This window comes from Paractinoplanes polyasparticus (assembly GCF_019710575.1).
Classification (GTDB): domain Bacteria; phylum Actinomycetota; class Actinomycetes; order Mycobacteriales; family Micromonosporaceae; genus Actinoplanes; species Actinoplanes polyasparticus.
In genome coordinates this window covers 12715-27106 of sequence record NZ_JAHWFK010000006.1, presented here as the reverse complement: position 1 = coordinate 27106, position 14392 = coordinate 12715, and the positions used below count along the sequence as shown (strand labels likewise).

Sequence of the window (14392 nt, the reverse complement as noted above, 5' to 3'; positions counted from 1 at the left end):
CGCCCGCACCTTCGTGCGGACGGGCCCGGCATCCGGCCTAGATCACCCTGCTAGACGAGCCAGCTCCTCCTCGATCACGGACGGCTCGAGCTTGCGGAACACCGGCTTCGGGGCGGCCAGCGGCGTGCCGGCCACCAGCGGCACCGATTCCCAGCGCGCGCCGACCGTGTAGTCGCCGGTGAGCACCGGGTAGGACGGGCCGCCGTCGAGGTCGTCGACCTGCTCGATGCTCGGCATCGGCGCGTGCACGCCCTCGCCGCCGAGCAGCTCGAAGACCTTCTGGGCGGAGTGCGGCAGGAACGGGGTCAGCAGCGTGTTGGCGTCGCTGACGACCTGGAGCGCGACCGCGAGGACGGTGCCCTGGCGAGGCTTCTGCTCCTCGGACTTGAGCTTCCAGGGCGCCTGCTCGGACAGGTACTTGTTGGCCTCGGCGACCACCTTCATGGCCTCGCCGATGGCCGCCTTCTGCCGGTGCTTGCCGATCAGCTCGCCGACCGTCGCGAAGCCCGTCCGGGCCACGGCCAGCAGGGCTTCGTCCTCCGGTGTGAGTTCACTCACGGCCGGGATGGCGCCGAAGTTCTTGGCGGCCAACGAGATCGACCGGTTGACCAGATTGCCCCAGCCCGCGACCAGTTCGTCGTTGTTGCGCCGGACGAACTCGGCCCAGGTGAAGTCGGTGTCGTTGGACTCGGGACCGGCGACCGCGATGAAGTAGCGCAGCGCGTCGGCGTCGTAGCGCTCCAGGAAGTCGCGCACATAGATGACGACCCGGCGCGACGAGGAGAACTTCTTGCCCTCCATGGTCAGGAACTCGCTGGAGACCACCTCGGTGGGCAGGTTGAGCCGGCCCAGCTCGCCCGGGTCGCCGCCCTTGTCGCCCTCACCCGAGTAGCCGAGCAGCAGCGCCGGCCAGATCACCGAGTGGAAGACGATGTTGTCCTTGCCCATGAAGTAGTAGCCCAGGGCGTCCTTGCCCTCGCCGTCGGCCGACCACCACTTGCGCCACGCCTCGGGCTCGCCGGAGCGGCGGGCCCACTCGATCGAGGCCGACAGGTAGCCGATGACCGCGTCGAACCACACGTAGATGCGCTTGTCGTTGCGGTCGCGCCAGCCGTCGAGCGGGATCGGCACGCCCCATTCGAGGTCACGCGTGATCGCCCGGGGCTGCAGGTCGTCGAGCAGGTTGCGCGAGAACTTCAGGACGTTCGGCCGCCAGTTCTCGCGCTGGTCGAGCCAGTTGCCGATGGCCTCGGCGAAGGCCGGCAGGTCGAGGAAGAAGTGCTCGGTCTCGACGAACTCCGGGGTCTCGCCATTGATCTTGGAGCGGGGATTGATGAGCTGTTCGGGGTCGAGCTGGTTGCCGCAGTTGTCGCACTGGTCGCCCCGGGCGCTGTCGTAGCCGCAGATGGGGCAGGTGCCCTCGATGTAGCGGTCGGGCAGGGTGCGCCCGGTCGACGGGGACCGCGCGCCCAGCGTCGTGCGCTTGACGATGTAGCCGTTGCGCTCGAGCGCGGTGAACAGCTCCTGCACCACGGCGTAGTGGTTACGCGTGGTGGTGCGGGTGAACAGGTCGTAGCTCAGGCCCAGACCGTGCAGGTCTTCGACGATCACCCGGTTGTAGCGGTCGGCGAGCTCGCGCGCGGTCACCCCCTCGGCGTCGGCCTGCACCTGGATCGGCGTGCCGTGCTCGTCGGTGCCCGAGACCATGAGCACGTCGTGGCCGGCCATCCGCATGTACCGGCTGAAAACGTCGGAGGGCACCCCGAAGCCGGAGACATGACCGATGTGGCGCGGGCCGTTGGCGTAGGGCCAGGCGACCGCGGCGAGAACGTGACTCATGAGGACTAAGAGTAGTGAGCGGCGGGGGCGGCGAGCGAACGGATTCGTTCTGCCCTCCGCGAGATCCGTATTTATCCCGACACGCCCGATTCAAAACGCCGCACTCACCCGCCCGCGTAGTCCAATGGAGCCGTGCCCGGAGACACGCCACAACCTGGGGAAACGCCTCGCAGCGAAGGCGACCCGTGGTCGTTCGCCGATCCCGACGCGGCCTGGTGGCGCGGCGAGACCGACCGCTCGGCCGGGGACCCGATGCCCGCACCCGCCCGCCATCCGCGCCGACGGCCCGCTCAGGCCACCGAACAGGCGGCCGGCGGCACCGGCGTGCTGCTCCCGCCCGAATCCGTACCCCGCACGGGCGCCGCAGCCGATGCGCACGCCGCCGGAGCCCAGGATGTGGCCGAGGGACTCGGCACGGGCCGCTCCCCGCGCGCCGCCGCCGAGCCTCTCGTCGTGGAAATGCCGGCGGTCGAGCGCGACCACGACCGCCCCGACCCGCACCGGTACGACCCCCTACGCCCCGCGGCGGGCCATGCAGCCCGGAAGTCACCCGAAACGGTGGCCGCCGACGCCCCGCCGCCCGCGTCCCAGACCGCAGCGATGCTGCCGCCAACGTCCCAGACCGCGGTGACACCGACTGCCGGGTCCCAGACCTCGGTGACAACACCGGCTGCGTCCCAGGCCTCCGTGACGAAGCCTGCCGCGTCCCAGACCTCGGTGACGCCTCCCGCCGCGCCTCAAGGCTCTGTGACGCCGCCTGCCGCGTCTCAGGGCTCGATGACGCCGCCGGCCGCCGCGCGGACGACGGTCACGCCGCCACCCGCGCCTCAGACCGTGACGAAGCCGCCAACGCCGCAGGCCTCGACGACGCCGCCGGCGCCCCAGTCCTCGGCAACGACATCCGCGCCTCCGGCCTCGGTGACGCCGCCCACCGCGGAGACCACGGTCGTGCCATCACCGGTCTCGAAGGACGCAGCCGTGCCGCCGCCCGCTCCGAAGCCTCCGATCACTCCGACTCCGACTCCGACTCCACCGGCACCGGCCCCGAAGGCCACCGTCACCCCGCCGCCGGACGACGTGATGGTGCTGCCCGAGCCGAGCCTGCGCCACCGCCCGACCGTGCCCCTGGACCGCCCGATGCCCGCGCGGCCCCGGCAGGGCGGCCCGCGTCCCACCGTGCCGCTGCCCCCGGCGACCGGCTCGCCGTCCACCGACGCCCGCCTGGAACGCCTGGAGAACTCCCCGTTCTGGCGCGGAACCTCGACCGACGACACGATCGAAGTGCCGCCCGGCGAGGAACCCCCGCCCGTGCTGACCCGGCCCCGCCATCGGGGCACCGGACGAGCGGCCCGCAAGCACACCGGTCGCCCGGTCTCGGCTCAGGTCTCGCTGGTGGCGCTGGGCCTGGTGGCGGCGTTCTTCGCCTGGGTCAGCGCCGAGCCCTTCTGGCTCGCGGTCGGCCACGGCGACCACGGGTACGCCACCACGACGCAGTGCACCGGCGACGGTGTCACCCAGCGCTGTGCCGGCCGGTTCGCCGACGCCGGCGGCCGTTACACGATCACTCAGGTGCGCCTGCTCGGCGTGGAAGGGCAGGCGCGCCAGCCGGGCGCGGTCACTCCGGCCCGCATGGTCAGTCCGGACAGCCTTCAGGCGTACGTCGGAGGGACCGGCGCCCTGCTCCAGCTGCGCTGGATGCTCGGCTTCGCGCTCGTGCTGCTCTGCGGCTACGCCATCGCGGGGGTGACGAAGGCGCGGCGGCTCGACACCGCCAAGGCCCGCCGGGCCGCCGTGCTCCTCAGCCTGGCCGGCCCACTGGCGCTCCTGGCCGGCTTCCTGGCCGCCGCCTACTGACCGCCCACACAAGGAAAACAACAGCCGCCGCGATCGACAGCAGCCACTGGCCGCACCCGCACGACCGGCGGCTGCCTACTGGCCGTGCACCAGCGCGTACACCTCGCGCTTGCGGATGCCGTATTCGTCGGCCACCGCCTGGATGGCGTCGCGCCGAGACGAACCGGCCGCCTCGCGCTCGGCCACCGCGGCCCGCAGGTCGTCGTCCGCCGGGCGCTCGGCCGGGCGGGGCGGGGCGCCCCCGACCACCACGGTGATCTCGCCCCGGGGCTCCTCGCGGGTGGCCCAGGCGGTCAGCTCGGCCAGGGTGTCGCGCCGGATCTCCTCGTACGTCTTGGTGAGCTCGCGGCAGACCGCGGCCGGCCGCTCGTCGCCGAAGGCGGCTGCCGCGTCGGCCAGCATGCCCGTGATGCGGTGCGGCGCCTCGAAGAAGACCAGGGTGCGCGGCTCGGCGGCCAGCTCCCGCAGGCGCGAGCGGCGGTGGGAGCCCGTACGGGGAAGGAAGCCCTCGAAGACGAAGCGGTCACTCGGCAGCCCGGAGAGCGCCAGCGCCGTCGTCACCGCACTCGGTCCGGGCGCGGCGGTGACCGGGTAGCCCGCGTCCAGGGCCGCGCGGACCAGGCGGAAGCCCGGATCGGAGACGCTCGGCATGCCGCCGTCGGTGACCACCGCGACCACAGCCCCGCCGGCCAGGGCTTCGACCAGTTCGGGCGTACGCCGCTCGTCGTTCCCCTCGAAGTACGAGACGACCCGCCCGGTGACCGTCACGCCCAGGTCCCGGGTCAGCCGGGCCAGCCGGCGCGTGTCCTCGGCCGCGATCACGTCGGCGGTCGACAGCACCTCGCGCAGCCGGGCCGAGGCGTCGCCGACGTTGCCCAGCGGGGCGCCGAGCAGAACCACCCGGCCTTTCTCTGTCGAGTCCACCGCGAAAGTCCATCACACGCCCGGACGCGGTGACGGCAGGCGTCACCTTCCGGGCGCACGCCCTACGATCGCGGGGTGACTACGGCGCCCACGACGGAGACTGAACTCACCCCGGAACCGCCCGCGGCGGCCGAGTCCGGGGGTGTCCGCGGCGTCCCCGAGATCGTCCGGCGCCGGCTGAGCACGCTCGACAACTGGCTCAACCCGCACTCGTGGCTGGTGACCGCCGTCGTCGTGGCGATCGCGGCCGTCCTGCGGCTCAACGGGATCAGCAACCCGAAGGGCTACATCTTCGACGAGGTCTACTACCCGACCGATGCCTGGGACATGCTGCAGCACGGCGTCGAGTGGGACGAGAAGACCGGCAGCGCGGCCTACGTGGTGCATCCGCCGCTGGGCAAGTGGCTGATCGCCCTCGGCGAGATGCTGTTCGGCAACACCGAGCTGGGCTGGCGCTTCCCGGCCGCGATCGCCGGCACGGTCATGATCCTCATCCTGATCCGGGTCGCCTACCGGCTGTTCCATTCGGTGCTGCTGGCCGGCCTGGCCGGGTTGCTCATGGCGCTCGACGGCTTCCAGCTGGTGCTGTCGCGCACGTCGCTGCTCGACATCTTCCTGGCCACGTTCCTGCTCGCCACCTTCGCCGCGCTGGTGCTCGACCGCGACCACTACCGCCGCCACCTGCTGCGGGCGCTCGAGAACGGCTACGAACCGGACAAGACCCCGTACGTGCCGCGGATCGTCCCGTGGTGGATGCTGACCGCCGGCGTGCTGTTCGGCCTGGCCTGCGGGGTGAAGTGGAGCGCGCTGTTCTTCGCGCCGTTCCTGGCCGGCCTGGTGATCGCCTGGCGGACACAGGCGCGCCGCTCGGCCGGGGTCCGCGGCCCGTTCCTGGCCGGCATCATCGGCGACCTGGGCTGGCTGTTCCTCAGCTTCGTGCTCACCTTCGTCGTCTACCTGGCCACCTGGACCGGCTGGTTCGTCACCGACACCGGCTACTTCCGGCACTACCGCGAGGCCAACGGGCTCAGCGAGCCGCCGGTCATCGGCGCCCTGCTCAACCTGTGGCACTACCACCACGAGGCGTACACGTTCCACAGTGGCCTCACCGAGCGGCACGTCTATCAGTCCTGGCCGTGGCAGTGGCTGCTGCTCGGGCGGCCGGTCGCGTTCTACTGGAACAACGGCGGCGACTGCGGGGCCACAAGCTGCGCCCGCGAGATCCTGCTGCTGGGCACGCCGGTGCTGTGGTGGTCGTTCCTGCCCGCGCTGGCCGGCGTGGTGTGGTTCGGTCTGGCCCGCCGCGACTGGCGCGCCTGGGCGATCCTGGTGCCGGCGGCGGCCGGGCTGTTGCCGTGGTTCTACTACGCGGTCAAGGACGGCCGCACGATGTTCTCGTTCTACGCCCTGCCGGCCCTGCCGTTCCTGATCCTGGCCGTCGTCTACGTGCTGGGCGCGATCATGACACCGCCGCAAGGCATCGCCACGGGTTCGGCCCGGACGGACCGCCAGTTGGTGGGCACGGTGGTGGCCGCGGCCTACATCGTGCTCGTGGCCATCTGTTTCGCCTACTTCTATCCCGTTTTCGTAGGTCAGATCATTCCGTACGAAAGCTGGTCGAACCGCATGTGGCTGGGCGGCCGCTGGATCTGACGCCGCCCGCTCGATCGAGCCGCCGCCGTGGGCACAACTCACGCGGCGGCTCGCTGCCGTTTCCGGCGAGTGAAGAAAGCCCGCGAGCTCGACCGGCGCGACGGAGAACCAGGGCGGCGCGGGAGCAGAAGGCGAAGAAAGTAAGAGCGCGCCCCGATCGCCTGCCACGGGGGAAGCGGGCGATAGGGGCGCGCAAGGTGAAGTTTAACCACCTCGGATGACCAATTCAACGGGTGGCCGAGAGAACTTTCAAATTTCGATCACGCACAGGAAGGACAACTTGGACATAGTGGTATATTCTCGTTAAGACACGCAATTAGGGCCGTGAAGAAGCTTCGCCATTTTGCCTCTTTCATTGTCGCCAATGCGACAGGAAACAAATGCGGAAAACGGCGTAACCTTCGGCCTTCCATCATTCCGATGCAGCTCAGCGATGTGCGCCCAGACGTGGCACAGATGACGTGCCATCTGGTCAAACGCTGGCGCTCATCATTTCGGTTGATTTCCGGGAAACGATCATCCGTCACTCACCAGAGTGAGTATTACCAAGATCGCTATTTATCTTTTTAAGCTCGCCGCGTGACTTCGCAGGAGCCAGAAAACCCGCATTTCGTTGCGACCGATGTCCTCGCGACCGAGGTGATCTCCGTCGAGGTGCCGGCCCCGGTCTTCGTGGACAGCACCGGCCGCCGTAGCCGGTTCTTGCGGCGGATCGCGTACGCCTTCGGCGTGCTGGTCATGCTGTACGGCGGACTGATCAGCGTCAGCCTCGCCGGCGGACCGGTCCGCTCCAGCGCCGTGCTGCCGCTGCCCGGTCTCGAGCCCGAAAAGAAGGAGACACCGGCCCCCAAGCCGCCCGACCCCAAGCCGACGCCCGCTCCGACTCCGACTCAGGTATCGCGGGCCCTGTCCGTCGCCGATCCGCTACCGCGCCGCGCGACCGCACGGCCGCAGACACCCCGGCTGGAATCCACGCGGACGCCGACGGCGACGCGGAAGCCCACGCCGACCCGGTCAGTCGTCAAGCCGAAGCCGGTCACGCCCCCGAAGCAGCCGGAGTCGACCACCACGACCAAGCCGGTGGAGAACCCGCCGGTGCAGAACCCGCCGGTGGAGACCCCGCCCACGGACACCACCACCCCGCCGGTCGACACGAATCCGCCCCCGCCGGTGCCGCCCGGCCCGGAGGGGGCAGGCGGCGCCGGCGGTGGAACGGGTGATGCCGGTGGCGGATCCGGTGGCGCCGGTGGCGGAACCGGCGTCGACAAACCGACGAGCGCGAGCCCGAGCCCGACCGGCTCGGGCTCGTCCGCCTCTGGGGGCAGCACGGGCTCCGGCAACGGCGGCGGTTCCGGCAGCAGTGGCTCCGGCAGCGGATCGGCCGGCAGCGGAGGGTCGGCCGGCAGCTCGTCCAGCGCGGGCTCGGGCGGCGGTTCGACCGGTTCGAGCGACAGCGACACCACCCCGGGATCGGCCATCGAACTCGTCCTGGCCCGCGACGACGACCTGACTTCCAAGGTGCTCCAGTGAACTCCCACACCCCCGCCCACAAGGCCCCGGCGCCCAACACCCCGCCGCCGATGCCCGCCCGCGGCCGGCGCACCCGCGGCCGCGGCCCGGTTCGCCGCCGTCTGCTCCCGCGCCCCCGCGTGCTGCTCGGCACCCTGCTGCTGGTCGTCTTCGTGGCCGTCCTGGTCGTCCAGGCCTACGTGAACGCCGAGTTCAAGGGCGACCACGTCGAGACCGAGGTGGGCGACAACGTCACCGTCCCGGCCGAGATCCTCAACGGCGGACCGGTCATCAACACCACCGGCGGCCAGGAGAGCACGAGCCGCATGCCGCCCAAGACCATCGCGCTCACCTTCGACGACGGCCCGGATCCGGTGTGGACACCGCGGGTGCTCGACGTGCTGAAGGAGAACGACGCGCACGGCACGTTCTTCGTGGTCGGCTCCGAGGTGGCCCGGCATCCCGACCTGGCCAAACGGGTCACCGACAACGGCAACGAACTCGGCCTGCACACCTTCACCCACCCCAACCTGCAACTGCTCGCCCCCTGGCGGCGCACCCTGGAGCTCTCCCAGACCCAGGTCGCGATCGCCCGGGCCACCGGCGTGCACACCAATCTGGCCCGCTTCCCCTACTCGTCGAAGAACGCCGCGATCGACGACGAGAACTGGAAGCTGATCAAGAACGCGGGCCGGCAGGGCTACCTGGTCGTCGTCAACGACACCGACAGCCAGGACTGGCAGCGGCCCGGCGTCGAGCAGATCATCAAGAACGCGACGCCGGCCGGCGAGAGCTCGGCCGTCATCCTCTTCCACGACGCCGGCGGCGACCGGCAACAGACCGTCGACGCCCTCCGGAAGTTCATCCCGATGATGAAGGCGCGGGGCTACCAGTTCACGACGGTCACCGAGGGCCTCAACCGCACGATCGAGCAGAGCAACACGGCCGCGGCGGCCGGCGCGAAGCCGGTGCCGAAGCTGCCGGAGAACCCGGACGCCGCCGGCAGCGACGTCTGGCGTGGCAGTGCGGTGATCTGGACCGTGCGGCTGGCCGACGGTCTGGTGTGGGCGATCGCCATCCTGTTCCTGATCGTCGGCGCGCTCACCATCGGCCGTACGGCGTTGTTGCTGTTGCTCGCGACCCGGCACACCCGGCAGCGCCGCAAGCCCGGCTGGAGCTGGGGTCCCCCGGTGACCGAGCCGGTGTCGGTGATCGTGCCCGCGTACAACGAGAAGGAGGGCATCGAGGCCGCCGTGCAGTCGCTGGCCGGCGGCGACTATCCGCACATCGAGGTCGTGGTCGTCGACGACGGTTCCACCGACGGCACCGCCTCGCTCGTGGAGCAGATGCGGCTGCCCAACGTACGGGTGGTCCGCGTGCCCAACGGCGGCAAGTCGAACGCCCTGAACACCGGGATCGCCCTGGCCCGGCACGACCTCATCGTCACGGTCGACGGCGACACGATCTTCGAGCCGGATTCGATCCGCAATCTGGTGCAGCCGTTCGCCGACCCGTCGGTGGGCGCCATCGCCGGCAACGTCAAGGTCGGCAACCGCGAGAAGATGGTCGCCGCCTGGCAGCACATCGAGTACGTGATCGGCTTCAACCTCGACCGCCGCCTCTACGAGGTGCTGGGCATCATGCCGACCGTGCCCGGCGCGATCGGCGCGTTCCGCCGCGAGGCGCTGGCCCAGGTCGGCGGGATCAGCGACGAGACGCTGGCTGAGGACACCGACGTCACGATGGCCATGCTGCGGCAGGGCTGGCGGGTCGTCTACACCGAGGACGCGAAGGCGTGGACCGAGGCGCCCGCCACTTTGGAGCAGCTCTACCGCCAGCGTTACCGCTGGAGCTACGGCACCATGCAGGCGATGTGGAAGCACCGCCGGGCGCTGTTCGACAAGGGCCCGTCGGGCCGGTTCGGCCGGATCGGCCTGCCCTTCCTGGCCCTGTTCGGCGTGGCCCTGCCGATGCTCGCGCCGGTGGTCGACATCATGCTCCTCTACGGCCTGGTCTTCTGGGAGCTCGAGGAGACCATGGTGGCCTGGCTCGGGATGCTCGCCCTCCAGCTGTTCACGGCGGCGGTGGCGTTCCGCTTCGACAAGGAGTCGCTCAAGCCGCTGTGGCGATTGCCGTTGCAGCAGTTCGCGTACCGGCAGCTGATGTATCTGGTGCTGATGCAGTCGGCGACCACGGCCATGACCGGCGGCCGGCTGCGGTGGCACAAGCTGCACCGGGCCGGGCTCGGCGCTCGGGCGGGCACAGTGCCGCCGCCCCCGCCGCCGATGACCGCGGTCGCACCGGTCGTCGACACCTGGCCGTCGACCCTGGGTCAGAGCCGGCCGGAAACGCACCCGGCCGCGGGCCGCGCGGTCGCCCGCCCCGCCGTGCCGGCCCAGGCCACCCGCGACCTGGGCCCCGAGGACCTTCCGTCAGCCGGCTCGCCCCCGGGTGGCGGCTCCGGCCCGGTCTACACCGGGTAGACGCGTCGGCCCGCGCCTCGCTCGAACTGCAGCCGAGCGAGGCGCGGGCCGATGTGTCCGGTGGTCCCTACGCGGCGATCAGGTCGTCGATCGTCGCGGCCGGGTTCGCCGCGGCCGACGGGAAGACCACATGCAGCGAGGTGCCGTCACCGGGCCGGTCCGACAGCGCCACGGTCGCGTGGTGCGCGTCCAGGATCTTCTTGGCCACGGCCAGACCGCGGTCGGGCCCGGGCACGTCGGCCGGATTGGCGATCGCGCCGTAGTACAGGTGCGGAAACAGTTCGGGCCGCATCCCGTCGGGCATGTCGATGTCGTCCAGCCGCAGGGCCGGCCCGGACTCGAGGTCGGTGCCGACGCGCACCCGCCCGCCCGTCGGCGTGTACTTCACCGCGGCGAACAGCAGGTGGGTGAACACCTGCTCGAGCCGCACGGGGTCGGCGATGATCGGCAGGGTGGGCCCGCCGGCCTGGTTGAGAATCCAGATCTGCTTGGTGGCCGCGATCGGCCGCACCGCCTCGACCGCCCGCTGGGTGAGGCCGGTGAGGTCGATCTGGCGCATGTGCAGGCTGTCGGCGCCGAAGCCGGCCTCCGACATCTCGGTCAGGTGGTGCATCAGGTCCATGAAGCCGCGGATGTGCCCGGCGGTGGCCCGGGCGACCTGATCAGCGAGGTCGGCGTCGTGCCGGCCGGTCGTCCCCAGCCTCTCGAGGTACGCCGTGACGAGCCGCAGCGGCGCCCGGAGATCCCCGCCGACGAGGCCGGCCAGGTCGTCCTTGCGCCTTTCCAGCTCCTGCAGCCGGGCCGTGGTGTTCGCGAGCGTGACCGCATGCCGGCGCAACTCCATCTGCGAGGTCACCTGGCGGGCCAGCGCGCGCAGCGCCTGCAACTGCTCGATGTCGAGTTGCCGCGGTTGATCGTCGACCACGCACAGCGTGCCCAGCGCGAAGCCGTCGGTGGTGATCAGCGGGGCCCCGGCGTAGAAGCGGACGCCGTTGGCGCACTCGACCTGCGGGTTGTCGGCGAACCGGGGATCCTTGGTCGCGTCCGGCACGACGAGCAGGTCACGGCCGAGAATCGCGTGCGCGCAGAACGAGGTCTCGCGGTCGGTGCCGGTCTGATCCAGGCCGACCCGCGCCTTGAACCACTGCCGGTCCATGTCGACCAGCGTCACCAGCGACATCGGGGTCCCGCACACGGTCGACGCGAGCGCGACGATGTCGTCGAAATCCTGCTCGGGCGCGCTGTCGAGGATATCCAGGGCGTACAGCGCCGCGAGCCGGTCGGTCTCGTTGTCGGGAAGGGGAGCTTTCATGGGCACCTCCGAAGGCCTGCTTCAGAGGTACCACACGAAAGTAGCAATACCGACTTTTCGCCCGGTCGCTCAGGCGGTCAGTGAGCCCGCCTTGCGCCACTGCTTGAGCGGCTGGGTCGCGACCGGCCAGCCGAGATGGGTACGCAGCTCCTCGGGGGTGCAGAGGATGTCGGCGCCCAGCTCGACCTCGGCCACCTTGCGGGCGGCGATCGGGTCGGGGTCGTAGCCGTAGACCTCGGGCCACTGACGCCGCAGCCGGGGCTCGCCGCCGAAGGTGGGGTCGGCGTTCTCGAGCACCATCGGGTCGCCGTAGACCGCGCCCTGGGCGCCGGCCAGCAGGCCGTACCAGATCGCGCTGCACAGGCGGTTGGACACGACCCGCTTGTGGCGCCGCAGCTCGGCCAGCTGGCGCACCAGGAAGTCACGGTCGTGGTCGCGCCACCAGAAGCCCCGGTAGCCGTGGCAGATGACCCGGAAGCCGGCCTTCTCGTACAGCCGGCGGATCGCCTTGACCTTGTGCTCGTTCCAGTACAGACAGACCGTCAGCGGGCCGGTCTCGTGGGCCTTGAGCTCGTCGATCAGGCGCTGGTGGTCACCCATGACCTCCTGCCCCTCCCATCCGTGGAAGGGGTAGAAGATCGTGCCGTCACGCTTCGACTCGTCGACCGGGGTCTCGTCCATCTCGAGCAGATAGGCGAAGGGCGAGCCGATGGCGATGACGTCGCGCCGGCCCTGCGACCAGGCCCGGCGCCGCAGCTGCTCGGACCAGACCAGCAGGCGGCTGCCGTCGACGAACGGGACACCGGGGGCCAGGCCGTCGCCGATGTTCCACCCGTGCTGCAGGTAGCCCTGCATGCGCGGCGGGTGCATCCAATCGTCCAGCTGGGCGTAACGGGCAAGCAGGTGAGCGTGACCGTAGTAGTAGTTGGCGTGGTGCATACCCTCATCCAGACAGCGCAGCGGTGGGCGATACGTTCAGTTCCGGGCGTACGGCTTCGTTCAGGGCGTACGGCGAGCGATTGTACCGTTCGGATCAACCATCAACTAACGGCGTTGCCGCCGGCGAAGGACGACTGATGAAAGACCAGGCGGGGCCGGTCGTACCGGTCCGGGCGCGCGGCGCCTACCGCCAGTCGGCGCTGGTGCTCGGCACGGCTCAGCTCGGCGGAACGTACGGCATCGCCAACCGCACCGGCATGCCGGACGACGACGCCACCGCGCGCATGCTGGTGGCGGCCCGCGAGCTCGGCGTCACCCACGTCGACACGGCCCGGGCGTACGGCGACAGCGAGCACCGCCTCGGGGCCGCGCTGCCCGGCCTCGGCCTGGCCGTCATCACCAAGATCGGCCCCGGCGCCGACGTGCGGGACAGCCTGGCCGCCAGCCGCGAGGCCCTGGGACTCACCGGCCCGCTGACGATCCTGCTGCACCGCGCGGCCGACGCCGCGGCCGGCTGGTCGGACCTGCGCCGCTGCCTGGACACCGGGGAGGCCGACCGGGTCGGTGTCTCGGTGCAGTCGCCCGACGAGCTGCGCCAGGTGCTCGAACTGCCCGATCTCGGCTACGTCCAACTGCCCTGCAACATCCTCGACAAGCGCTGGCTCGCCGCCTTGTCCGGCGAGCAACCCGACCTCGTGGTGACCGTGCGCAGCGCTTACCTGCAGGGCCTGCTCGCTGCCGGCAGCGACGTGACCTGGCCGCACCTGCACGACGCGGAGCGCGACGCGGTGGTCGCCACCCTCGACCGGCTGGCCGTCGAGTTCGGCCGCGAGGACCGTACGGACCTCTGCCTGGCCTACCTGCTGTCGCTGCCCTGGGTGACCTCGCTCGTGGTCGGGGCCGAGACCGAGGAGCAGCTGCGCCGCAACGCCGACCTGATCAGCCGCAAACCGCTGACCGCCGCGGAACGGGAGCAGGCCCTGGCCGCGCTGCCCGAGATGCCGGTGGAGCTGCTCGACCCGGCCCGGTGGTCCGCGTGACGACGTTGGACGACCTCTTCGGCCTGCGCGGGCGGGTGGCCGTGGTGACCGGCGCGACCGGCCGTCTGGGCCGGGTGATGGCCGAGGCCCTGGCCGGTGCCGGCGCGACGACCTACCTGGTCGGGCGGGACCAGGGCCGCCTGGAGGAGCTGGCCGGCAAGCTGGGCGAAAGGTGCCGTCCGGCCCGGTGCGACGTCACCGTCGACGCCGACGTGGCCGCGCTCGGCGCCCGGCTCCGCGAGGAGCACGGCCGGGTCGACGTGCTGGTGCACAACGCGCACGTGGGCCGGGGTGGTTCGCTGCGCACATCCCGGACGGCCGACTACCTGGAAGCCGCCGACCTGGCCCTGGGCGCCTTCCAGCGCCTGCTCGACGCCACCCACGACCTGCTCGAGGCGGCAGCGGCCGACGGGTCGCCGTCCATCGTCAACGTCGCCTCGATGTACGGCGTGGTCAGCCCCAAGCCGCACCTGTACGACCGGCCCGAGGCCGGCAACCCGCCCTACTACGGCGCCGTGAAGGCCGGCTTGGTGCAGCTCACCCGCTACGCGGCGGTCGAACTGGGACCGGCCGGCATCCGGGTCAACTGCGTCACGCCGGGTCCGTTCCCCGGCGAGGGCGGCGACCCGGCCCTGCTGGCCCGCCTGGCCCAGCAGACGCCCGTGGGCCGCGTCGGCGACCCCGCCGAGATCGCGACCACGGTGCTCTACCTGGCCTCGCCGCGCTCCAGCTACACCACCGGCGCCAACGTGATAGTGGACGGCGGCTGGACCATCTGGTGACCCGATCCCCGGCGAGCCGGTTGCCCGTTTTGTCGGTATTCCTCCGTACCCTGATCG

The 14392-nt window shown here is 71.1% G+C and carries 10 protein-coding genes; 6 read left to right on the top strand and 4 right to left on the bottom strand.

Features of this window, described 5'->3' with window-relative positions:
* Positions 1-42: 42 nt before the first annotated feature.
* Positions 43-1839, bottom strand: a complete 1797-nt coding sequence (gene metG, locus KXC43_RS08870; protein WP_221375498.1) for a methionine--tRNA ligase — start codon at positions 1837-1839, stop codon at positions 43-45.
* Positions 1840-1971: 132 nt separating this feature from the next.
* Here metG and KXC43_RS08865 point away from each other — a divergent pair, with 132 nt between their 5' ends.
* Positions 1972-3693, top strand: coding sequence for a hypothetical protein (locus tag KXC43_RS08865; protein ID WP_221375497.1), 1722 nt, complete (start codon positions 1972-1974; stop codon positions 3691-3693).
* Between the two features lie 75 nt (positions 3694-3768).
* Here KXC43_RS08865 and rsmI read toward each other — a convergent pair whose 3' ends face one another.
* Entirely contained in the window at positions 3769-4617 is an 849-nt protein-coding gene (rsmI, locus tag KXC43_RS08860) for a 16S rRNA (cytidine(1402)-2'-O)-methyltransferase (RefSeq protein ID WP_221375496.1), read from the bottom strand.
* A 75-nt stretch (positions 4618-4692) separates the two neighbouring features.
* Between rsmI and KXC43_RS08855 the strand changes: the two genes are divergently transcribed.
* The 3 genes from KXC43_RS08855 to KXC43_RS08845 all read left to right on the top strand — a co-directional run bounded on the left by KXC43_RS08855 (position 4693) and on the right by KXC43_RS08845 (position 10262).
* Positions 4693-6270 carry a dolichyl-phosphate-mannose--protein mannosyltransferase gene (locus tag KXC43_RS08855; protein WP_221375495.1) on the top strand — a complete coding sequence of 526 codons (1578 nt, stop codon included), beginning with the start codon at positions 4693-4695 and terminating at the stop codon, positions 6268-6270.
* Positions 6271-6849: 579 nt separating this feature from the next.
* Positions 6850-7800, top strand: coding sequence for a hypothetical protein (locus KXC43_RS08850; RefSeq protein WP_221375494.1), 951 nt, complete (start codon positions 6850-6852; stop codon positions 7798-7800).
* A gap of 50 nt (positions 7801-7850) precedes the next feature.
* Entirely contained in the window at positions 7851-10262 is a 2412-nt protein-coding gene (locus KXC43_RS08845; protein ID WP_221375575.1) for a bifunctional polysaccharide deacetylase/glycosyltransferase family 2 protein, read from the top strand.
* Positions 10263-10329: 67 nt separating this feature from the next.
* On the opposite strand, the gene KXC43_RS08840 is transcribed toward KXC43_RS08845, so the two are convergent.
* On the bottom strand, positions 10330-11574 hold the full coding sequence (locus KXC43_RS08840) for a GAF domain-containing sensor histidine kinase (protein ID WP_221375493.1): 1245 nt from the start codon (positions 11572-11574) through the stop codon (positions 10330-10332).
* A 69-nt stretch (positions 11575-11643) separates the two neighbouring features.
* Positions 11644-12513 carry a hypothetical protein gene (locus KXC43_RS08835; RefSeq protein WP_221375492.1) on the bottom strand — a complete coding sequence of 290 codons (870 nt, stop codon included), beginning with the start codon at positions 12511-12513 and terminating at the stop codon, positions 11644-11646.
* Between the two features lie 137 nt (positions 12514-12650).
* On the opposite strand from KXC43_RS08835, the gene KXC43_RS08830 reads away from it, so the two are divergent.
* Together KXC43_RS08830 and KXC43_RS08825 are read left to right on the top strand one after the other, a co-directional pair.
* The gene (locus KXC43_RS08830) at positions 12651-13553 is read left to right on the top strand and encodes an aldo/keto reductase (RefSeq protein ID WP_221375491.1); all 903 of its coding nucleotides are present in this window, start codon (positions 12651-12653) and stop codon (positions 13551-13553) included.
* Positions 13550-14335 carry an SDR family NAD(P)-dependent oxidoreductase gene (locus tag KXC43_RS08825; RefSeq protein WP_221375490.1) on the top strand — a complete coding sequence of 262 codons (786 nt, stop codon included), beginning with the start codon at positions 13550-13552 and terminating at the stop codon, positions 14333-14335. The genes KXC43_RS08830 and KXC43_RS08825 overlap by 4 nt, the downstream gene beginning before the upstream one ends.
* Positions 14336-14392: the final 57 nt, after the last annotated feature.